The 20347-nt window shown below is 56.9% G+C and carries 19 protein-coding genes; 13 read left to right on the top strand and 6 right to left on the bottom strand.

Going from position 1 to position 20347, the window contains the following annotated elements:
- Positions 1 to 63: 63 nt before the first annotated feature.
- Positions 64 to 756 (top strand): NnrU family protein, encoded by a 693-nt coding sequence (locus FQB27_RS06290; protein ID WP_169559977.1) that lies wholly within the window; start codon positions 64 to 66, stop codon positions 754 to 756.
- 3 nt (positions 757 to 759) lie between these two features.
- On the opposite strand, the gene FQB27_RS06295 is transcribed toward FQB27_RS06290, so the two are convergent.
- Positions 760 to 1224: a PaaI family thioesterase gene (locus tag FQB27_RS06295; protein WP_169559978.1), complete on the bottom strand. Its 465-nt coding sequence runs from the start codon at positions 1222 to 1224 to the stop codon at positions 760 to 762.
- A 121-nt stretch (positions 1225 to 1345) separates the two neighbouring features.
- Here FQB27_RS06295 and FQB27_RS06300 point away from each other — a divergent pair, with 121 nt between their 5' ends.
- Positions 1346 to 2263 (top strand): LysR family transcriptional regulator, encoded by a 918-nt coding sequence (locus FQB27_RS06300; RefSeq protein WP_169559979.1) that lies wholly within the window; start codon positions 1346 to 1348, stop codon positions 2261 to 2263.
- A 44-nt stretch (positions 2264 to 2307) separates the two neighbouring features.
- Here FQB27_RS06300 and FQB27_RS06305 read toward each other — a convergent pair whose 3' ends face one another.
- Positions 2308 to 3801 carry an inorganic phosphate transporter gene (locus tag FQB27_RS06305; protein ID WP_169559980.1) on the bottom strand — a complete coding sequence of 498 codons (1494 nt, stop codon included), beginning with the start codon at positions 3799 to 3801 and terminating at the stop codon, positions 2308 to 2310.
- 221 nt (positions 3802 to 4022) lie between these two features.
- Between FQB27_RS06305 and FQB27_RS06310 the strand changes: the two genes are divergently transcribed.
- The 10 genes from FQB27_RS06310 (at position 4023) to FQB27_RS06355 (ending at position 16040) form a co-directional block, all read left to right on the top strand.
- The gene (locus FQB27_RS06310) at positions 4023 to 4496 is read left to right on the top strand and encodes an Lrp/AsnC family transcriptional regulator (protein ID WP_169559981.1); all 474 of its coding nucleotides are present in this window, start codon (positions 4023 to 4025) and stop codon (positions 4494 to 4496) included.
- A 6-nt stretch (positions 4497 to 4502) separates the two neighbouring features.
- A complete protein-coding gene (locus tag FQB27_RS06315; RefSeq protein ID WP_169559982.1) occupies positions 4503 to 5132 on the top strand; it encodes a LysE family translocator in 630 nt (209 codons plus the stop codon).
- Between the two features lie 64 nt (positions 5133 to 5196).
- On the top strand, positions 5197 to 6372 hold the full coding sequence (locus FQB27_RS06320) for a M20 aminoacylase family protein (RefSeq protein ID WP_169559983.1): 1176 nt from the start codon (positions 5197 to 5199) through the stop codon (positions 6370 to 6372).
- 140 nt (positions 6373 to 6512) lie between these two features.
- The gene (locus FQB27_RS06325; protein WP_169559984.1) at positions 6513 to 7373 is read left to right on the top strand and encodes an MBL fold metallo-hydrolase; all 861 of its coding nucleotides are present in this window, start codon (positions 6513 to 6515) and stop codon (positions 7371 to 7373) included.
- A gap of 160 nt (positions 7374 to 7533) precedes the next feature.
- The gene (locus FQB27_RS06330; protein ID WP_169559985.1) at positions 7534 to 8085 is read left to right on the top strand and encodes a histidine phosphatase family protein; all 552 of its coding nucleotides are present in this window, start codon (positions 7534 to 7536) and stop codon (positions 8083 to 8085) included.
- Positions 8086 to 8150: 65 nt separating this feature from the next.
- On the top strand, positions 8151 to 8597 hold the full coding sequence (locus tag FQB27_RS06335; RefSeq protein WP_169559986.1) for a MarR family winged helix-turn-helix transcriptional regulator: 447 nt from the start codon (positions 8151 to 8153) through the stop codon (positions 8595 to 8597).
- A gap of 8 nt (positions 8598 to 8605) precedes the next feature.
- Positions 8606 to 9157 (top strand): response regulator, encoded by a 552-nt coding sequence (locus FQB27_RS06340; protein ID WP_169559987.1) that lies wholly within the window; start codon positions 8606 to 8608, stop codon positions 9155 to 9157.
- Between the two features lie 5 nt (positions 9158 to 9162).
- Positions 9163 to 9663, top strand: a complete 501-nt coding sequence (locus tag FQB27_RS06345; RefSeq protein WP_169559988.1) for a hypothetical protein — start codon at positions 9163 to 9165, stop codon at positions 9661 to 9663.
- A 155-nt stretch (positions 9664 to 9818) separates the two neighbouring features.
- Positions 9819 to 15377, top strand: coding sequence for an RHS repeat-associated core domain-containing protein (locus tag FQB27_RS06350; RefSeq protein ID WP_169559989.1), 5559 nt, complete (start codon positions 9819 to 9821; stop codon positions 15375 to 15377).
- A 120-nt stretch (positions 15378 to 15497) separates the two neighbouring features.
- A complete protein-coding gene (locus FQB27_RS06355; RefSeq protein WP_169559990.1) occupies positions 15498 to 16040 on the top strand; it encodes a hypothetical protein in 543 nt (180 codons plus the stop codon).
- A 60-nt stretch (positions 16041 to 16100) separates the two neighbouring features.
- Here FQB27_RS06355 and FQB27_RS06360 read toward each other — a convergent pair whose 3' ends face one another.
- From FQB27_RS06360 to FQB27_RS06370, 3 genes are read right to left on the bottom strand one after another with little or no spacing between them, the layout of a single operon-like run.
- Positions 16101 to 17279 carry a vWA domain-containing protein gene (locus FQB27_RS06360; protein WP_169559991.1) on the bottom strand — a complete coding sequence of 393 codons (1179 nt, stop codon included), beginning with the start codon at positions 17277 to 17279 and terminating at the stop codon, positions 16101 to 16103.
- 13 nt (positions 17280 to 17292) lie between these two features.
- Entirely contained in the window at positions 17293 to 18138 is an 846-nt protein-coding gene (locus FQB27_RS06365) for an AAA family ATPase (protein WP_169559992.1), read from the bottom strand.
- Positions 18128 to 18412 carry a hypothetical protein gene (locus FQB27_RS06370; RefSeq protein WP_169559993.1) on the bottom strand — a complete coding sequence of 95 codons (285 nt, stop codon included), beginning with the start codon at positions 18410 to 18412 and terminating at the stop codon, positions 18128 to 18130. The genes FQB27_RS06365 and FQB27_RS06370 overlap by 11 nt, the downstream gene beginning before the upstream one ends.
- Between FQB27_RS06370 and FQB27_RS06375 the strand changes: the two genes are divergently transcribed.
- Positions 18405 to 19664 carry an MFS transporter gene (locus tag FQB27_RS06375; protein WP_169559994.1) on the top strand — a complete coding sequence of 420 codons (1260 nt, stop codon included), beginning with the start codon at positions 18405 to 18407 and terminating at the stop codon, positions 19662 to 19664. The genes FQB27_RS06370 and FQB27_RS06375 overlap by 8 nt on opposite strands.
- Here FQB27_RS06375 and FQB27_RS06380 read toward each other — a convergent pair.
- Positions 19601 to 20215: a MarR family winged helix-turn-helix transcriptional regulator gene (locus FQB27_RS06380; protein WP_169559995.1), complete on the bottom strand. Its 615-nt coding sequence runs from the start codon at positions 20213 to 20215 to the stop codon at positions 19601 to 19603. The two genes, FQB27_RS06375 and FQB27_RS06380, sit on opposite strands and share 64 nt — an antisense overlap.
- Positions 20216 to 20347 lie beyond the last annotated feature (132 nt).

Here is a 20347-nt window from a genome sequence, read left to right on the forward strand (position 1 = left end):
GATCTGGCCATGATTGGCGGTTCGTGCCACATTTTCGCCGTCTGATAGAACAGGGGGAAAATCATGACCGGGACAATGTCTTCGCTTTGGCTTGCCAGCATTGCCTTTTTGGCGCTTCACATCATTCCATCCAGTTTTCTGCGGGAAAAACTTGTCTCCGGTATGGGGCTGAGGGCGTATCTGATCGGGTACAGTCTTTTGTCCGGCGCCGCGTTTGTGTGGATGATCATGGCCTTTGTCGCCGCCCCTTATGGCGATCTGCTGTGGCAGGTTGGCAACTGGGGGCGCTATGGTGCGATCGGGATCATGGTTGTGGCATCCATCCTGCTGGTATCTGCCTATGCGACCCGCAGCCCCACGGCCATTGGCGGGGAAAAGGCCCTGCAGGCCGATGCCGCCCGGCACGGGATGCACGCGGTGACACGCCATCCCCTGATGTGGTCCCTGGTGTTGTGGGCAGTGGCGCATTTGCTGAATAACGGGGATGTGAAATCCGTCATTTTCTTTGTTACCCTTGGTGGGCTGGCGCTGGCCGGAACTTTTCTGATTGATGTCCGGCGGGCGCGGGACCTTGGGGCGGATTGGCAGGATTACGCAGCCCATACCTCCAACATTCCGTTTGCCGCCTTGCTCACAGGGCGGGCCAGTATCTCCGTTCGGCGGGTCTGGTGGCAGGTGTTGTTGGGCCTTGTGGTCTTCATGGCCTTTTTCCACTTGCATACCCTTGTGATCGGGGTGTCGCCGTTCCCGCTGTAATCGTTACAGGATGACACAGGTGGTGTTACCGTGGGCGTAGATCTTGCCATCTTCGCCCACCAGACGGGCCTCGGCGGTGGCGATTTTGCGCCCCTTGTGGACGACCTCGCCGCGGCAGGTAACCTTGCCCATACCCGGCTTCATGGCACGGATATATTTCACGTTAAGATCGACGGTGGTGTAACTTTCCCCGGCTTCCAGCATGGTGTGGATGCTGCAGCCAAGGGCACTGTCCAGAAGGGTGGCGGCATATCCGCCATGGATGCTGCCAATCGGGTTCATGTGCTTTTCTGACGGATTGCCTTCAAAAACAGCCACGCCCTTTTCCACGGAGACCAGATCGAAATCCAGCGTTTCCCCGATTGAGGGGCGGTTTCCCTTGTGCTGGAAGGCCATCTGCATCTGCTCCAACCCGTTCAGGTTGGCATAGAGCTGATTGATATTCGGTTTGGAAACTGTTTTTGTCATGGTTCTTGTTCCGTTGCCAGAAAGATAGGGGGCCCAAAAGGCGCTGGACCTAAACTATCGAATATTCGATCAAACAAAAATATGCTAAAAATTTATAGCCTTCATACAAAAATGAATAAATATGAACTGGGATCAATATCGATATTTTCTTGCGGTGGCCGAGCTGGGCAGCCTGTCAGCGGCGGCGCGGGCCCTGTCTGTCAGTCAGCCGACTGTCGGCCGCCAGATCAGTGAGCTTGAGGGGCGGCTTGGAACTCGTCTGTTTGATCGCCTGTCCCATGGGTATCGGCTGACCCCGGCGGGGGAGCGTATTCTGGGCAAGGTCCGGGCCGTGGGGGATACGCTGCTGGGGCTGGATCAGCAACTGAAGGGTATCGATCAGGAATTGTCGGGGAATGTACGAATTTCCGCGACCGAGGGGTTCGGGGCCTATTGGCTGACCCCGCGACTGGCCCGCTACCAGCAGGACCATCCCCGGATTCGTTTCGACCTGATACTGGATGTGGCGGTGATGGATGCGCGGCACCGGCAGGCCGATATCCTGATCCGGCTTGCCGACCCCAAATCTGACAATCTGGTCGGGCGCGTGGCGGGAACGGTTGGCTTCGGGCTGTACGGATCAGAAGCCTATTTCAAGCGTTTTGGTCGTCTGCAGACCCTGGAGGATATCCCCCGTCACCGCTTTGTGGACTGGCAGTCCGTGAACGCGCCGAACCTGATGGCGTCTTTTGTCGGGCAATTCACAAGGGGGAATGCGGTCCCGTTTCGCACCAACACGGTGGCCGCCCAGATTGCCGCCGTGCAGCAGGGGATCGGCATGTTGTTTGCCCCGCATTATATGGCGGCGGCCACGGAAGGGCTGGTGCGTCTTCTGCCGGATGAAGTGGATGAGGCGGTCGACCTGTGGGTTCTGACCCATCGGGACCTTGTGGATGTGGCCCGTATCCGGTCGGTTATGGATTATCTTGTGGTGACCATTCGGGCGGAGGGGGAGAATTTGCGAAACGGGGGGCGGGGACCTGTTGGTCCGGGCCTGTGATCCCGTTTCGCAAAGATGGTGATTAGGCGTGTTCCAGCAGGGTCTTATTGCAGGAAATACTGGATAACCAGGAAAATGCCCCCTGCCAGCAGGGCCGCGCAGGGAACCGTGATGACCCACGCCGCCGCAATGGTCAGCATGTGGGACCGGCGCACCAGTTTCTTGCGCTTGTTGTTCTGGCTATTTTCCTCCGGGGTGGCGGGCAGGTTACTTTCCGGGTGCAGCTTCGTTGCCTGCTGTTCGGCACGGAACGCACGGGCGCGCTTTTCCGTATACCATTCCCGGAAGAAGCCGACGCCGAAAACCGCGCCAACCGCAATATGGGTGGAACTGACAGGCAGGCCAAGGGCAGACGCCAGAAGAACCGTGATCCCCGCTGACAGGGCCACGCAATAGGCCCGCATGGGGTTCATCTTGGTGATTTGCTCACCCACGGTTCTGATCAGTTTCGGGCCGAACAGGAACAGGCCCGCGCTGATACCCGTGGCACCGATCACCATAACCCAGAGCGGAATACCGACAGAGCCTGACACAGAGCCGCTTGAGGTGGTGCTGACAATGGCGGCCAGTGGGCCTACCGCGTTGGCAACGTCATTGGCGCCGTGGGCAAATGACAGCAGGGCCGCCGAGAAAATCAGCGGGATGGTGAACAGGCTTCGGATTGACCGGTTCCGGTTTTCCATGCCAATGGCGGCGCGGGCAACGATGGGCTTGACCGCCAGATAGGTGCCGACAAAAATCGCAATGGATAGCAGGGCAATGGTCTGCCAGTCCGGGCGCCAGATTTTCTTCAGCCCCTTCATGATCAGATAGGCGGAAAAGACACCGGACATGATGGCGACAAGCAGGGGGACCCAGCGTTTGGCCGCGGCAACCTTGTCCTCGGTATAGATGATGTTCGCCTTGATGAAGGCAAGGAAGATCGCTGCAATAACGCCGCCCATGACGGGCGAGATTACCCAGCTTGCGGCAATTTTCGACATGGTGACCCAGTCAACGACACCGAAGCCGGCCGCCGCAATGCCGGCCCCCATGACACCGCCAACAACGGCGTGGGTGGTGCTGACCGGGGCGCCGATCCAGGTGGCGATATTCACCCACAGGGCCGCTGCAAACAGGGCGGACATCATGGCCCAGATGAAAACGTCACTGTCGGCCATGGCGGCGGGATCAATGATGCCGTTCTTGATCGTATTGACAACATCCCCGCCCGCAAGGATCGCGCCTGCTGCCTCGAAGACGGCGGCGATAATCAGGGCGCCGAACATGGTCAGGGCGCGGGAGCCGACGGCGGGGCCCACATTGTTGGCCACATCGTTGGCGCCGATATTCAGGGCCATGTAGCCACCGATGATGGCTGCTGCGATGATCAGGGTGGAGTGTTCGCCGGACCCGACGACACTGGCCGAGAAGACCCAGACAATCAAAAGGAAAAGAAGGGCGATAGCCAGAGCCTTGTAGGTCTGAGCTGCCTGAAAAGTCTGGCTTTCAATCTGAACCAGCCGATCGAGGTCTTTATCTAGGGTTTGTTTTACCACAAAAACTACCTGCGATTGTTCCGCGGCGTGAAGTGTCGCAGAACTGTCATATTTCAGTTGCAGCCGAGTCTTAGAAAGAAAGCCTCGGAAACGCAATATCTGATTTCTTTTTTTAATAATTCATTATGTTTTTCTTTTAAATGTAAATTTCTTAGAATATTTTTCGGTATTGTTTGATTTTATCGGTAAATTTAACAGTCCTTTGGTTTGGGGAGGAAATAATGAAGGCGACCCTTGATGATCTGGATGCGCGGATATTGAACCTGCTGCAGGAAGACAGCCGCCGGGCATATGGCGATATCGGGCGGCAGGTTGGCCTGTCCACAACTGCGGTGAAAGACCGGATCGACAAGTTGCGGGACAGGGGGGTGCTGGAAAATTTCTCGGTTTCCGTCTCGGTGGGCAAGGCCGGGTTTGATGTGGTTGCCTTCATTCTGGTGGGCATCGATCGGCCTGCTGATTGCGCCCTGTTTGAAAAGCAGGTGCTGGCCGTGCCGGAAATACAGGAGTGCCACCATGTGGCCGGGGCGTTCAATTACCTGCTGAAGGTGGTGACCCGAAACCTGTCTTCCCTTGAACATCTGTTGTCCACACGGATCAAGATGCCGGATGTGGTCAGCCGGACAGAAACCACCATTGTTTTCTCAAGCGTGAAAAGCCGCGGGATGCTGGATTGTACCCTGGCGCTGGAGTAGGCCGCCATGGAGCTGATCTATCTGTTTCTGAAAGGGCTTGGGATCGGGCTTGCGGTGGCGGCCCCGGTTGGGCCTGTTGGTGTGCTCTGTATTCGGCGCGCGGTCAGCGATGGCCGTCTGGCGGCCATTTCCTCGGGGCTTGGCGCGGCGCTTGCCGATGCTTTTTATGGTGGGGTTGCAGCGTTCGGGCTGACAGCGGTCTCCGCCTTTCTGGTTGAGTACCAGAAAGTGGCCTCGGCCGTCGGGGGTGTTTTCCTGCTGTGGTTGGCGTGGCGGATCCTTCGGTCCGGCGGGGAAGGGGGCGGAACGCGCCTTGGGTCCGGCATCCGGTCAAACTGGAGTGCTTTCATGACGACCTTCGCCCTGACCATGACCAACCCGGCCACGGTCCTGTCCTTTGCCGCGATTTTTGCCGGAATCGGTTTTGTCGGAACCGGCGGGGGCGGCGCCGGGGCGATCCTGCTGGTGTCGGGTGTGTTTCTGGGGTCCACCCTGTGGTGGTTGTTTCTGGCCTTCGCGGCGACAGCCTTGCAGAAACGCCTCGGGGATCGTTTCTCCATTCTGGTAAATGCGACATCGGCGGCAATAATTGGCTTGTTTGGTGTCGCCGCCTTGGTTAGCCTGCTGTTCCAATAAGTCGATGAATAGCGGTTGGGCCGGTTGGCCCGTAACCGCGGCAACAGGTAACAAGGGACACCAGATGAACATTATTCCTGCAATCGAACAGATGCACCGCGAAATGACTGAATGGCGGCATCGCATTCACATGTATCCGGAAACGGCGTTCGAGGAATTCAAGACAGCCGATTTCGTTGCGGAAAAGCTGGAGAGTTTCGGGATTGAGGTTCATCGCGGACTGGCCAAAACCGGCGTTGTCGGGACCCTGAAATGCGGCAACGGGAACCGGGCAATCGGTCTGCGGGCCGATATGGATGCGTTGGACCTGCAAGAGTTGAACGAGTTTGAGCACCGGTCCCGGATCGACGGAAAAATGCATGGGTGCGGTCATGACGGTCATACGGTCATGCTGCTGGGCGCGGCCAAATATCTGGCGGAAAGCCGGAATTTTGATGGCACCGTCCGCTTTATCTTCCAACCCGCCGAGGAAAACGTGGCCGGTGGCCGTGTGATGATTCAGGATGGGCTGTTCGATCTGTTCCCGGTCGACAGCGTTTATGGCATGCACAACATGCCGGGGTTTGAGGTTGGCGAGTTTGCGGTTCGCAAGGGACCGCTGATGGCTTCTGCCGATTTCTTCGAGGCCCGGGTCATCGGTGTTGGCGGTCATGGTGCTTTCCCGCACCGGGCTGTGGACCCTGTTCTGGTCGCCGCCGAGGTGATCGGCGCCTGGCAGCAGATTGTCAGCCGCAATGTGGACCCGCTGCAGGCAGCGGTGATTACCGTGGCCCAGATTCACGGCGGTCATACCACCAATGTAATCCCGGAAGATGTGGTGATGAGCGGGACAACCCGTGCCTTTGATCCGCGGGTTCAGGGCCTGATCGAGACCCGGATGGAACAGATTCTGAAGGGAATTTGCGATGCGTATGGCGCAACCTGCGAATTTACCTATGATCGTCGCTATGCGCCGACAATCAATACCCCGGACGAAACAGACGAAGCCATCGCAACGGCTATCGAACTGGTGGGCGAGGACAAGGTTGACCCGGATGTGGCCCCGGTGATGGGCGCCGAGGATTTCTCATGGATGCTGCAGGAACGCCCCGGCTGTTATCTGATGATTGCCAATGGTGCTGGCGAGGGAAGTTGCCATATCCACAATCCGAATTATGACTTCAATGATCAGATTCTGCCGCTGGGTGCCAGTTACTGGGCACGGTTGACTGAACGCATTCTTGCCAAGGATGCGGCGTGATACTCCTGTAAAATGGGGAAAATGTGATCAGGGGGAGTGACGAAGAGCACAAAAACGTGAATTAGTGTTTTGCGCTTTTCTGTATTCTCCCCCAAATTCATTATACCTAAAAACTAATGTTCGGGAGTTGGTAGGTAAATATGAGTATCAAGGTAAAGTTCTGGGGGGTTCGCGGTTCCATCGCAACGCCGTCTGTCGACCACATGAAATATGGTGGCAACACGTCGTGCGTGGAATTGTTGATCAATGACAGGATCATCATTCTGGACGCAGGCACTGGCGTTCGAATGCTCGGGAATTGCCTGCTGAGCCGCAACATGAAGGATTACCTGTTCCTGCAATCCCATACCCATTGGGATCATATCAACGGTTTCCCTTTCTTCGCGCCTATTTATCGGGATGATGTGAATATCCAGATTTATGCCGGCCATCTGGCCCATACCTGTGGCATCCAGCATGTTCTCTCCTCCCAGATGTGCCAACCGACCTTCCCGGTCCCGTTCTCCGAACTTGCTGCCAATCTCAGTTTTGAGGATTTCCAGTCAGGTGAGAGTTTCTCCCTTGGGGACGGGATCAATGTGAAAACAGCCCCCCTCAACCACCCGGATGGTGGGACAGGATATCGGATCGAGCATGACGGGGTGTCCGTTTGCTATGTGACCGATACGGAACATGTGATCGGTGAGACCGACGAGAATGTCCTTGGCCTGATCGAGGGGGCGGATCTGGTGATCTATGACAGCACCTACACCGAAGCGGAATATCCGCAGTTTGTCGGTTGGGGGCATTCCACGTGGCAGGAAGGGGTTCGGCTGTGTCAGATGGCAGGCGTGCGCAATCTGGCCATTTTCCACCATGACCCGTCCCATGATGATGATTTCATGGATCAGGTGGCCAAAGACGCCGCCGACGCATGGCACGGGGCTTTTGTGGCGCGGGAAGGGATGGTTGTGGATGTCACCCGGACCGAGACACGGGCCCTTGAAACGGTTGGCTGCTAAGGGCGCCGGCTGGCCGGTCCCTTTTTCTTAACCTGCCTTTTCCCGTAAACAACGCTTTCCCGGATTTTATCCCGTCCCCTTTCCCCTTGTGGATTGGGAAGCCTTGCCGCTATGCTGGCCGAAAAACGGGCCGGTTGAGCCCTTGAATATGGGGGCAGACATGCCAAGAATTTTTCTGGTGCGCCATGGTGAGGCGTCAGGGTCATGGGACAAGGCAACCGATCCGGGGTTAAGCCCTCTTGGGCAGCAGCAGGCCCGGCAGGCCAGTGAGCGCCTGCAAGGGATGACGCACCCTGTGGCAATTCTTTCAAGCCCCTTGTTGCGGGCGCAGGAAACAGCCCATCCGTTGGAACAGGACTGGGGCCGCCAGCGCAGCATTCACCCCGAGGTTAGCGAAATCCCCTCTCATGGTGTTCCCTTCGATCAGCGACGATCGTGGCTGGACCGGATCATGAAGCAGGGATGGACCGGGCAGGAGGACGCGCTGGTACGCTGGCGGGATGGTATTCTGGGGTTCTTGTCCGGCCTTGAAGAAGATGCGGTAGTGTTCACCCATTTTGTGGTCATCAATACGGTGGTTGGCGCCATTCAGCAGGATGACAGAATTATCAGTTTCCGACCGGACAATTGCTCAATTACCACGATTTTATCAGAAAATGGTCAGTTGAAGTTGATTGAGCAGGGTGGGGAAGCTATTACACTGATAGGATAGCCTGACGTAAACAGGACGCGCTGCTGAATGTCAGCGGCCCGTCCATCACGGGAACGACAGATCATATGCAGCAAGGTACGGCACCCAACACCCCTTCCGAGGCATATCGCGTAGAGACACAGATCGGTCATCTTCTTCGCAAGGCCCATCAGCGTGCCAGTTCCATATTCCAAAGTCACTTTTCCGACTTCCAGATCACCCCGACACAGTTCGCTGCCCTTGCCAAATTGCAGGACGAGGGTGAGTTGTCCCAAAATCACCTAGGGCGGTTGACCGCCATGGACCCGGCCACCATTCAGGGCGTGACGCGGCGCCTGATTGACCGGGGACTGGTCGCGACCCGTGCAGATGAAAGTGATCGCCGCCGGATGTTGCTGCGCCTGACAGAACAGGGACAGGAACTGGTCAGGGAACTGGTGCCGAAAGCGGTCTCTGTCAGCAGCATGACGCTGGCCCCTCTCTCCGAAGAGGAAGAGCGGCAGCTTCTCGACCTGTTGTCCAAACTGGGGTGAGGGGATCAATGCGGCCGCTGGATCTTTCCGGGTTCACCGTGATGGTGGTGGATAACAATACTGAAATTGCCTCTCTTCTTAAGCAGGCACTGGAAGCCCTTGGTGTTGGCAGTGTCAGGACCTTTGGCACCGGGGCGGATGCCATCCGGTTTTTGCAGCAGGTCCGGGACAACCCGGATCAGGCCGGTGTCATGCAGGTGGATTTTGTCATGGCAAACTGGCAGGCCGGCACGGAAGACGGGCCGGATGTCCTGACATGGACCAGAAACCATTCCGACCCAATTAACCGGTTTATTGGATTTATTGCGGTTTGTCAGTCCGGGGATTTGCAGACAGACAAAGACCCGCGGCAGGCAGGGGCTGATGAAATACTGGAAAGCCCCTTTACCGTGGACAGTCTGGCAGCGGCGCTGGTCCGGCTGATTGCCTTTCCCCGTCAGTATGTGCAAACACCGACTTATTTTGGACCCGACCGCCGTCTGGAAGCGAAAGCCTTGTCAGAGCCGGACAGGCGCCGGCTGACGGATAAAAGTACCGGTGTAAAAGTGATTTACGGGTAAGCCCCATGACGCATCATCCCCCTATAAAGGTTCGATATTACCGGACACGGAACCGTCTGTTGGAAAAGGCCGCCGGGGTTGGCGCCGATCCGCAGCAGGTCGGTTTTTCCGATCCCCGTCTGCAGGAAGCCGGGCGGGTTTTCAGGCAGCAACGGGAAGAATACCCGGACCATGTTGACCGGACCTTTAACAAGCTGACCGCCTTGCTGGCGGTGTGCGAGAATTTTGAAAGCAGGCGGGCCATGACCGCCGGGCAGATCCGGGATATCGCCAATGGTTTGAGCCGGCAGGGTGTCCAGTTTGGATATCCCTTGCTGTCGGCCATTGCGGACAGCCTTGCGCAGTACTGCGACGCCACGGCCGGACAGAGTGATCGGCATCTGCGTGTTGTCAGCGCCCATGTGGATGCCATGCGCGCCGTTGTAACCCGCAACCTTTCAGGGGATGGTGGTGCGGTGGGGCAGGCGCTGATGGGGGCCTTGTCCGGTGCAATCCGTAAATTCTGAAATTGGCTGAACTGACAGACCTCTGTTTCCCGTCACGGGCCCACCCATAGACTGAAAATCCGGCAACCCCGGCCTCGCCTGACAGGGTTTGTATGTCACGGCTTCCACTCCCGGTTCGTTTATCTCAGAAATAGCGAAGGTGGAAGGAAGTCACGATGAAGATTTTGTCGGGGATAGGCAAGGTACTGGGATCAGCTGTTCTGGGGGCGCTGGTTTTGGGGGGACTGCCCGGGGGCATGGACGTTGCTGCCAAGGAACAGGAACAGCAGGATGGCGCAAAGGGGCAAGAGAGACTTGAAAAGCCCATCGCAATGCCTGCGAAACTCCCAAAATGGAAAGGCAAGGGGGACAAGCCCCCTCGTCTTGCGCTGGCCGTGGTGGGAAAGGCCACCCTTCATCTCGGAAAACCGGACGAAAACGCCCTGCATGTGAACGGGGCAATGGGGACCGCCGCTGTCCGGGTTCCGATTGAGGTGCCGCCAGGGGTTGCCGGGTTCGAGCCGTCCCTGCATCTGGTGATCGGAAACCGGCGGGGTGTGCAGCGATATCTGGATGTGGCCGGTATATCTGTTCTGGAACCTTGCCGCGATGCGGCGCTGTGTCTGGATGGCATCCCCCTTGTTGCCGCCCCGGAAGGCAGCGCGGGTGAATTCCGCCTGAAAGTGGACCCCCGGACATGGGTTCGTCAGAACGGGGCTGATTATCACGTTGGGGATGGCAATGGCCTTCTGCAGATATTCGAAGCCGCGGGTGCAGGCCGCTGGCATCTTGTCCGGGCAGAGGACCGGTTCGGCAACTTTATCCAATACGATTATTCAGCAGAAACCGGCAAGATTGACCGGATCGGTTACGGGTATGCGGGGGAAGGGGCAGCCCCCTTGCGGCAGGTTCATTTTTATCATGACCGGGAAACAGCCGCGCTGGTGCAGGTTTCCACCCGTGTAAGCGGCCGGGCGGTCCGCCATTATTTTATTGAGTATGACAACAGGGGCTTGCCGCGCCATCTTCGGGACTGTGGGCAGTCGGGGGCAGGCAGTCTTATCTGCCGTCCTTCAAAATCCTATATTTGGGAAAAACAGGGCGCTGCGGATGGGTATTGGTTGTCGTCTGTTGAAAACGGCACCGGCGGTCGAACTGATATTGAGTATCGCCTGCTGGGCGGAGAGCCGGTGGTTACGCGCTTTTCATTGTTTGCAGGCGAGCAGCGGATGCAGACCCGCGAATACGAGCATCTTTCGCCGGTCCTTGAAAATGGAAAGCTGACCGGATTTAACGAATTTCGCGAATGGTCCCCCTTGCGGGGCAGCGGGGAATTTACCCGCTTGGGGGTTGGGCCGCAGAAGGGTCTGGTTGTCGCCCGCGGGATGTTCATCAAGCCAAAGGGGCGCCGCACATTAAACCGGGACCTGATAAAGGTAACCGAGGAGCAGTTTACCTACAGTCCGTTGGGAGGCAGGAACGGGGCCCCTGTGGTTCTGACGGAAATCCGCTCTGTCCTGTTTGATGGGGACGGCGAAGAACAGAAAGCCAGCATTGAAACCCGCAAGTATGATCCTGCGGGGCGCGTGAAATGGGTATCTTCCGACAAGGGGACGGATCATCTTGAGTATCTGGATGAGACCGAGCCTGACTGGAGAGGAACGGCAATCGGAAATCTGGTGACAGCGCGTAGCCACACCGATCGCGGGACAGGTGCACGTCAAACCAAGCAATGGACCTATCAGTTTACAGAAGGTCGCCTGACGTCGTCTGTCATTCGCGGCTTTGAAAATGATGAAGAGCAGGAAAGCCGCTATTCCGTGCAATGGCTGGACCGCCAAGGCAACATCATTCGCATCCGAAAAGACAATCAGGAAAGCCGCTTTTCCTACGACCCTGAATTGAGAACCTTTCCCACCCGTCTGACACTGGGGCAGGAGGAAGGCGAACAGATTGTGCGTCTTATCCATGATCCGGGGACCGGGGAAATGGTTCGGGAGTATCTTGAGAACGGGGCGGAAACCGTCCGCGAACTGGATGCCTTCGGACAGGAAATCAGCCGGACCGAGCGGATTGCCGATCCTGATAATCTGTCCGGTTTGGCCAAGGATGGAACCCTTTTGGTTGTTCGGGAGGAAAGCCGCCATCATCGCTTGCCGGATGGTCGTATCCAACGGCGCGTTCTGACAACCGTCAGTGCGGTTGGATCAAATGACAAATACCAAAAAGAGGCGGTGGTCACCTATGATGCGCTTGGCCGCATTGGGGGCATGGCGCGCTGGGAAATTCAGCCTGACGGCAGCAAGACGCTGGAGACATCCCTGACACGAAGGTTCCGCGAGGACGGAGAGGATATCCAGATTACAGACACGGCAGGCCGGGAGCAGAATATCCGCTTCGATGCCTTTGGCCGTGTGGTGCGAGAGGCGCTCGCGGGATATGGCGTTTCCGAATTTTCCTATAATGATCGGGGTCAGGTCTCCGAAATCATTCGAAACGGGGAGCGGGTCGGCCTTGCCCATGATGGAGAAGGGCGACTGTCCGAGAAGCATCTGCCGGGCGGAAAATCCTATCGTTATCGGTATTTTGATACCCGGACCGACAGACTTGCAGAAGTCAATCTGCCTTCGGGAAAAGTTGTTTCCTATGAATATACGGAAAATGGGCAATTGAAGGGCAAGAGGGTTCTGATCCCGGACGGGCCGGAAGACTTCTTTGAGTTTGGGATCGATTTTGAATACCGGAATGACCAGCTTTCCCGCGTTCTCTACCCGGATGGGTCCGTGGTCGGGTATGAGTATGAGGGGGACCGCCTTGCCGCCATTCGCTGGCTAAAGGGGGCGCCGGATAATTTTGGCGACCCGGACAAGGCGATTATCCGCTACGACGCGGATGCAGACCACCCTCAAGGCCCAGCCTTGCAAAGGATACTGGGCAATGGACTGACGGAAGCCTTCCAGTGGTCAGATGACGGGGCGCTGCAATCCATTCGCCTCGGGCGCAATGGTGCGCTGGATAGGGCGGCGGACGATGGGCTGGACAGTCTTGCCTATGAATTTTCAAACCAGAATGGGAAGATCAGCCGGGAAAGCCGCCGCGCCCTGCTTCGGGATGGGCCTCAACAGTATGAACGGGCCTATGATTATGACAGCGAAGGACGCCTTGCCGCCGCAGGGAGTGAGTATTCATTTTTAAACCGGTTAATAGTTAAAAATAAGGATAAGGTTGTTCGGCAGGGGGCTGCTATTGATCTCGCCTATGACCGGCATGGGAATGTATCCCGCAAGGTTCAGGGGAACCGGCATGCCCGGTATCAGTTCGATGTGGAGGACCGACTGGTGCAGGCGGTACAGACGGACCGGGGCCGGGAAACGGAACTTCGCTTTGATTATGGTCCCTTTGGCGAACGGATTGAGAAAGCCGTATCGGGCGGCAGCCAGACCTTCTACATAAGTCCGTTCTTTGAATTCACCCGCCATGCGGATGGGCGTATGCAGGCCACGCGTTATGTCTGGGACCATATGGGGCGTGTCGCCGCTTTCACATCCGCGATCACCGAAGACGAACTGGCCGGGATGTTGCCGGGCTTTGCTGCGGGCCGGAATGATATGACAGGGGGGATGCTTTCTGTTCTGGGTGGCCTGTCCTTTTCGCATCAAAACCTGCTGGGATTGCTGGCGGTGATGATGGGGTGCTTTGCCATCCTTGTCCTTTTCGAAAAGGTTACAGGCAGAGAGGAACGCCGCACTGGTGCTGGTTCTGCCTCACGCTCTCTCGCGCTCCGGGCATCGGTTGACGGGGGAGGGGGAAAGATATCCCGTTTTCGGCAGGCTGTTACGATCAGTGTGATGGTTGCGTTTCTGGGGGCAGGTTTGGCCCCGACAGCGCAGGCGGCTCTGGAAAACGGGGATGGCACACCGAAAGCGGACCAGATTACCTATTTCCATCAGGATGGGAGGGGGAGTTCCTATGCCGTTTCCGATGAAGCGGGGAACCAGACCGCCGCCGTGTCCTATAGTCCGTTCGGACGGGTGGAGCAGGGCGGCTTTACTGCGGGGAACAATAATTTCCGTCACAAGTTTGCCGGGCTGGAACTGGACGAGGAAACCGGCCTCTATTATGTCGGGCAGCGGTACTATGATCCCGAACTGGGTCAATTTTTAAGCGTAGATCCAGCCCGTGACGGTCGGGAACCTTATGAATATGCCGGGAATGATCCGGTGAATTATGTGGATACGGATGGCCGTATGCGGCAACCGGCGCCTTTTGTCCATCCTTTCTCTCCGAGGTCGCTGCCCATCTTCCAGCGCGCCATAGGGGCGGGTAACAGGGAGGCACGATTGGCTTCTACCTTCAGTCCGTCCCACGCCTCGACACTGGAGCTTCTTGGTAGGAACCAGCGGCAACAGGAAAGCGAACCTGATGAGGGGGCGGAAGAGCAGGCGGAAGGATCACTCGACTGGGTTCGCTATCCCACATTCTGGCGCTGGACATTTGGTGTGAAGGAAGGAAGCCGCCCGCCCGCGGCCGCTGTGGATCGTCAGGTTCGCCCAACCGCTGAAGACAGGGCGGAATATAACCGGACCGTCCGGTCTGGTTATATGTCAGGATTGACACGTTTTGGTGGGTTCCTACAAAGCCTTCTTGGCTCTGGCTTGCTGGCCTGGTGGTTCCCAACCTCGTTCACCTATCATAATGGGAATACATCTACCCCCGGTTTCTGGACCGATCTGGGTGTGTATTCCGCCAGTCTGGCCGCCTTCATCGGTTTTGGCTACGGCTATTCCGGGAATGAAGCGCTTTACTGGCAGGGTAAGGCCAACAAGGGCGCGAATTCGCGGGACTATCTGGAAATGGGATTGCGCCGGATATTCTGGAAAGCGGCGGTACAGGTTATCGCCTTGTCCGGATTTACCTTGCTTTCCAGATGGATGAGAGGGTTTCCCGTCTTCGAGGATGAGAATTCCACCTTGCAGGAAGGGTTGGCGGAAGTGGGCTATCTGATGTTGAAGAACGGGGTGTACAGTATTACCGGGTCTTTGGCATTGATCCCCTTATTCTCTGCCTCCAAGGCACCGTCTGCCACCTATGATAGCGATATCACGACAGAGGAACTGGATGCCATGCCGTGGTGGCGCCGATGGGCCATCAAGGGGTCGCTTTCCCTTCGTGGGTTTCATGCCCAACGTGGGTTCTGGGCACGGGATGCGGCCCCCTGGTCGCGGGATGCGTTTCTGCAATCGCTTTGGTACCCCATCTATATTGTGGAAATCTATCTTTGGTTCCTCATTGCCTCGCTTGGCTATTATAGCGGGTTCGCCGCGATCCTGCCCGCATTGCCAATTTTCTCGACCCGGGATTTCTTCACCGCATGGCGACAGAACCTGACCCTGATCGTGTTGGCAACGCCTGCAAGCCCGCTGGCCTATCTGAATTATTGGGCTCGCAAATCCATGACCCTGATCCGCAGGCGCAGCGCCACCAACCCAAGAACCAGTGGATTGTTGTTCAAGATCCTTGGTCCGGTGGATGGATTGCGGATCGCCGGCTTCAATGACGCGTCCTATATGGCAGAGGAGGATTGGTACAACAGCCTGCTGGCCCACCGGGCACGGGATGCGGCACAGGAAGGGGGAAGCCTGGAAGAAGAAAGTCGGAGCCGGAGCAGTAGCAGTCGCAGTCGCAGCGGGCAGGGTTCCGGCGGTTCCTCGCCCGCGGATATTGAAAGCCAGTAAATGCTCATCCCCGGCGGAAAGCCTTCGGGTTCATCCGCCGGGGTGTCTGATTTTTGTGACAAGCCAGCGGCTTTTCGGGTAATCATGACCCGTGGATTTAATCGGGGAATAGGCTGGATCATGCATTGGTTGGTAGAACGGACGCTTGTCGGACGGACAGGAAAGCAGACAATCGCGAAATACGCGGCGGGACCGGATCGCTTTCACGGGGTTCTGATCATTGCTTCGGCGGCGCTGCTAGGGGTGGGGATTGCCGCCCCGTTTGCAACGGTAGACGGGTTCTTTGGGCTGACCGGTCAGTTTTCCCTGTTTCAGGCCATTCTGGAACTGATGAAAGCGGGACAGGGCGTTTATGCTGTTGGCGTGGCGGTGGTCTTTATGGTTGTGCCGGTGCTGATTGTCGCCACCAATTTTGACCTTTGGTACAAGATTGAACTGACCAGCGACAAGTTCGAGAAATACCAGCGGCGGCTGGCCTTGTGCGGGCGCCTTTGGTTCTTTGTCATGCTGGCGACCATTGCGCTGGTCTTTTATGTCAGGACCTCCGGGGCGGGGGGCGTCCTTCATGCCTCGGTCTATTACCTGCTTCTCAGCGTTATTTTACAGAAGCTCAATCACGGCCGGATCACCCGCCTGCTGGCAACGGTCAAGTTCGTCGATTAGAGCGCCCAGAGAGGCGCTGGGGAGAGAGGCGCTAGGGCGAGAGAGGGAAGAAGAGCCGGCTTACCGGCTCAACTCTTTCATGGCATCTTCAAGACCGTGAATGGTCAGGGGATACATCCGATCCCCCATCAGTTGCTTCATCATCTGCAGGGACGGGGTATATTCCCAGTATTTTTCGGGAACCGGGTTCAGCCAGACCGCCTTGCTGTAGATGTTGAGAATCCGTTCCATCCACGCGGAACCGGCTTCCTCGTTCCAGTGTTCCACACTGCCGCCGGCATAGGCGATTTCGTACGGGGACATGGTCGCATCGCCGACGATGATCAGCTTGTAATCCGCCGGGTAGGTATGCAGCACATCCCATGTGGGTTTGAAATCCGCATGGCGGCGGCGATTGTCTTTCCACAGCTTTTCATAAACGCAGTTATGGAAATAATAGAATTCCAGATGCTTGAATTCATTCCGGGCTGCTGAAAACAGTTCCTCGCACGACTTGATATGGTCGTCCATGGAACCGCCAATGTCGAACAGGATCAGGACCTTGACCGCATTGTGCCGTTCAGGACGCATTTTCAGGTCCAGAAAACCGGCGTTTCGGGCGGTGGACCGGATGGTGTCTTCAAGGTCCAGTTCATCGGCCGCCCCTTCACGGGCAAACTGGCGAAGCCGTTTCAGCGCCACCTTGATGTTCCGGGTCCCCAGTTCCACATCATCGTCCAGGTTCTTGTATTCCCGCTTGTCCCAGACCTTGACAGCGCGGCGATGGCGGCTTTCCTTCTGGCCGATACGCACCCCTTCCGGGTTATAGCCATAAGCCCCGAAAGGAGAGCGGCCGGCAGTGCCGATCCACTTGTTGCCACCCTGATGACGCTTTTGCTGTTCCTTCAGGCGCTCCTGAAGGGTTTCCATCAGCTTTTCCCAGCCACCCAAGGCCTCAACCTGCGCCTTTTCCTCGTCCGTGAGGGACAGTTCGGCCAGCTTTTTCAGCCACTCGTCCGGCAGTTCCACCGTTTTATCGTCGCCGATAAACTCGATGCCGTTAAAGCAATGACCGAAGACCTGATCGAACTTGTCCAGATTCTTTTCATCCTTTACCAGCGTGGTGCGCGCCAGATAATAGAAATCGTTCACGTCATATCCGGCGCAACCGGCTTTCAACGCTTCGATCAGGGTCAGGTACTCACGCAAGGTGACAGGAAGTTTGGCTTCCTTCAGGGTGAAAAAGAATTTCACAAACATGTCGGCCTACCTCCTAGCGCTGCTCCCGGCGGGACAGGAAGGCCAGTCGTTCGAACAAATGCACATCCTGCTCGTTCTTCAGCAAGGCACCATGCAGCGGCGGGATCAGTTTGGACGGATCCTTTGATCTCAGGACGTCTTCCGGCAGTTCCTCGTTCATCAGAAGTTTCAGCCAGTCGAGAAGTTCACTGGTGGACGGCTTCTTCTTGAGGCCCGGTGTCTCCCGCACATCGAAGAAGACCTTGAGCGCATCGCGGACCAGTTCCTGCGTTGCGTTCGGGTGATGCACCTCGACAATCTGTTGCATGGTTTCCGGGTCGGGGAAGCTGATATAATGGAAGAAACAGCGACGCAGGAACGCGTCAGGCAGTTCCTTTTCGTTGTTTGACGTGATGATCACCAGCGGACGGTTCACGGCCTTGATGGTTTCCTGTGTCTCATAGACAAAGAATTCCATCCGGTCCAGTTCCTGCAACAGGTCGTTGGGGAACTCGATATCAGCCTTGTCAATCTCGTCGATCAGCAGAACCGGGCTTTCGTCCGCCGTAAAGGCTTCCCACAGTTTGCCGGGGCGGATGTAGTTCTTGATGTCATGCACCTTGTCATCGCCGAGCTGGGAATCCCGAAGGCGAGAGACGGCATCATACTCATAAAGACCCTGTTGCGCCTTGGTGGTGGATTTGACGTTCCATTCGATAAACTGCTTGCCAAGGGCGCGGGCCACTTCCTGGGCCAGAACAGTTTTACCCGTGCCGGGTTCACCCTTGATAAGCAGGGGACGCTGCAACGTCATGGCCGCGTTCACGGCGATCATCAGGTCTTCGGTTGCAACGTAGGAGTCAGTACCTTCAAATTTCATGCTGTACTCTCAAACTTGTCGTTTCTTGTTTCTTATATGGCGTCACGCCTTTGCCAAGAAAGGTATGCGCAGAAACGGTAATGATCAAGGTAAATTGACAAAAAGTCATTTTAGGAAGGGGGGATAAACCGGGCCTTGGGCGGCGGTTCATTTCTCTGGCGGGGACGCTGCCGGACAAGCAACCGTGCAAGCAGTGGTTTTGCAATTGCCATTTGACAAAACCGGATTTTGGGCGGAATTTTAAAAGAAAAGAAAGAAAACAACCAATGTCCATGGATGCAAGGCCATCAGACGTCCGGCGCCGGGCCTTCTATATTTTCATTGTCAGCGCGACCCTGTTTGGTTTGGGCCAGTTTCACCGCCTGTCGGGGGCCGTGACATTGCCGCCGATCGCGGCCGATCTGGGGCTGGGGATCGAAAGTCTCGGGTTTGTTGCGGCGGCCCTGTTCTTTACCTCGGCGTTCCTGCAAATTCCAAATGGCCTGCTGCTGGACCGATACGGGGCCCGGCGGGTCATGCCGGCCTTTGTCGGGTTCGCGGTCATCGGGTGCCTGATGCTGGCCTGGGCCACCACCTATGAAGAGGTGCTGATCTCGCGCATGCTGCTTGGCGGCGGGTTTTCCGTTACCATGATGTCGGCCTATGTGCTGTTCGCGAAATGGTATCCGGTGGAAAAATTTGCCACTGTTGCCTCCTGGATGATGGCGGCGTCCAGTCTGGGCAGCATCCTGTCCTCGTGGCCCTTGGCTTACTTTATTGACCAGTTCGGGTGGCGCCCGGCCTATCTGATCGTGGCCGGGGTGACCGTTGTGGCCATGATCGTTGCGGTGCTTGTTATTCGGGATGCACCTCCCGGCTATCGCAAAAGCAACAAGCAGCCCACAACCTTGCGGGAAAGCCTGACCGGCTATAGTGCGGTTTTGAAATTCCCGCGGTTTTTCTTTCTGCTGGCCATGGGTTTTGTTGCCTTTGCCCCGGCAACGGCGTTGCTGGGCATGTGGGGCGGGCCGTATCTGGCCAGTCAGTATCAGCTTGACGGGGTCGAGGCCGGGCAAATCCTGTTTGCCATGGTGGTCGCCATTCCGGTGGGGGCGCTGGTATTCGGTCCCATGGATCGCTTTATCCCCAGCCGCAAGGTCATTGTCCTGACAGCGGTGGCGGCCGAGATTGTCGCTTTCCTGATTCTGGGGCTGACCGAAAACCTGCCGCTTTGGGGGGCGGTTATCCTGCTGATCGCAATTGCCTTCCTGCAGCAACATTACGTGGTGCTGGCAGCCCATTGCCGGGCGGCCTTCCCGGATCATCTGGTCGGGCGTGCCAATTCGACCCTGAACCTGACCAGTATTCTGGGCGTGGGGTTCTTTCAATCCATGTTCGGGTGGGGGCTTGCCCTGTTTCCGGACCGGGGATACGCCATATCGTTTCTCTGTTTCGCGGTTTTTCTTGGCCTGGCGTCGTTTCTTTATCTCTGGTCGGCGGAAACATTGGCCGAAGAGGAGGAAACGGCTCTTGATGGCAAGGCCTGAACATAGAGGGCACAGATTTTCAGAAGGTCGGAATGGTTCAGGGGCTCCCGCGCCATCCGGCAGGTGCCTGCCGCCGTGCCGCCCTTTCTGTTTCGCCTGAAATGCTTGCAATGCAGGCAATAGCCAAACTGGCGGTCCGTATCGTTCCCCTTGACCAGCCACAGAAGTTTTTCAAGGCTGGCCAGCAAGGCCTCTTTTTCTTCGCCGGCTTGCTGCTCCATATGCTCAAGAACCCGGAACAGCGGGTCCGATGACAGCTTGTCCCGCCCGGCGACCGTCAGCGTCAGGTTGATGCCGCGGCGGTCCTTGGGGTTGGGGATGCGCCGCAGATATCCCTTGCTTTCAAGCGCCCGCAAGGTTTGCGATGCGGTTCCCTTGGTCGTGCCAAGAAACCGGGCCACATTACCGGGTGTCGTCGAATAGCGGTTCGCCCACGAAAGGTAGCGCAAGGCTTCCCATTGGGCGGGGACCAGATCTTCATGAAACTGAATCTCGCGGGCCGCACGCACCAATTGGTCCAGTGTCAGCGACAACGAATAAGCTGTGCTCATGACGCCGTCATCACATTAATATTAGCGAATCGATAATGAGCTTGTATTCTGCTAGAAAAAGGCTCATAGTTTAGAAAAATATAAATTAGTGCAGTGTCCAGGGAATCCAACACTTCGTCGAAAAGGAAGGTG

Source organism: Sneathiella chinensis (genome assembly GCF_012720115.1).
GTDB lineage: Bacteria > Pseudomonadota > Alphaproteobacteria > Sneathiellales > Sneathiellaceae > Sneathiella > Sneathiella chinensis.

What these genes read in the sequence shown, in the direction of transcription:
- FQB27_RS06290 (WP_169559977.1), top strand. Translation starts at nt 64, where the DNA reads ATGACCGGGACAATGTCTTCGCTTTGGCTTGCCAGCATTGCCTTTTTG.
- FQB27_RS06295 (WP_169559978.1), bottom strand. Translation starts at nt 1,224, where the DNA reads ATGACAAAAACAGTTTCCAAACCGAATATCAATCAGCTCTATGCCAAC.
- FQB27_RS06300 (WP_169559979.1), top strand. Translation starts at nt 1,346, where the DNA reads ATGAACTGGGATCAATATCGATATTTTCTTGCGGTGGCCGAGCTGGGC.
- FQB27_RS06310 (WP_169559981.1), top strand. Translation starts at nt 4,023, where the DNA reads ATGAAGGCGACCCTTGATGATCTGGATGCGCGGATATTGAACCTGCTG.
- FQB27_RS06315 (WP_169559982.1), top strand. Translation starts at nt 4,503, where the DNA reads ATGGAGCTGATCTATCTGTTTCTGAAAGGGCTTGGGATCGGGCTTGCG.
- FQB27_RS06320 (WP_169559983.1), top strand. Translation starts at nt 5,197, where the DNA reads ATGAACATTATTCCTGCAATCGAACAGATGCACCGCGAAATGACTGAA.
- FQB27_RS06325 (WP_169559984.1), top strand. Translation starts at nt 6,513, where the DNA reads ATGAGTATCAAGGTAAAGTTCTGGGGGGTTCGCGGTTCCATCGCAACG.
- FQB27_RS06330 (WP_169559985.1), top strand. Translation starts at nt 7,534, where the DNA reads ATGCCAAGAATTTTTCTGGTGCGCCATGGTGAGGCGTCAGGGTCATGG.
- FQB27_RS06335 (WP_169559986.1), top strand. Translation starts at nt 8,151, where the DNA reads ATGCAGCAAGGTACGGCACCCAACACCCCTTCCGAGGCATATCGCGTA.
- FQB27_RS06340 (WP_169559987.1), top strand. Translation starts at nt 8,606, where the DNA reads ATGCGGCCGCTGGATCTTTCCGGGTTCACCGTGATGGTGGTGGATAAC.
- FQB27_RS06345 (WP_169559988.1), top strand. Translation starts at nt 9,163, where the DNA reads ATGACGCATCATCCCCCTATAAAGGTTCGATATTACCGGACACGGAAC.
- FQB27_RS06350 (WP_169559989.1), top strand. Translation starts at nt 9,819, where the DNA reads ATGAAGATTTTGTCGGGGATAGGCAAGGTACTGGGATCAGCTGTTCTG.
- FQB27_RS06355 (WP_169559990.1), top strand. Translation starts at nt 15,498, where the DNA reads ATGCATTGGTTGGTAGAACGGACGCTTGTCGGACGGACAGGAAAGCAG.
- FQB27_RS06360 (WP_169559991.1), bottom strand. Translation starts at nt 17,279, where the DNA reads ATGTTTGTGAAATTCTTTTTCACCCTGAAGGAAGCCAAACTTCCTGTC.
- FQB27_RS06365 (WP_169559992.1), bottom strand. Translation starts at nt 18,138, where the DNA reads ATGAAATTTGAAGGTACTGACTCCTACGTTGCAACCGAAGACCTGATG.
- FQB27_RS06375 (WP_169559994.1), top strand. Translation starts at nt 18,405, where the DNA reads ATGTCCATGGATGCAAGGCCATCAGACGTCCGGCGCCGGGCCTTCTAT.
- FQB27_RS06370 (WP_169559993.1), bottom strand. Translation starts at nt 18,412, where the DNA reads ATGGACATTGGTTGTTTTCTTTCTTTTCTTTTAAAATTCCGCCCAAAA.
- FQB27_RS06380 (WP_169559995.1), bottom strand. Translation starts at nt 20,215, where the DNA reads ATGAGCACAGCTTATTCGTTGTCGCTGACACTGGACCAATTGGTGCGT.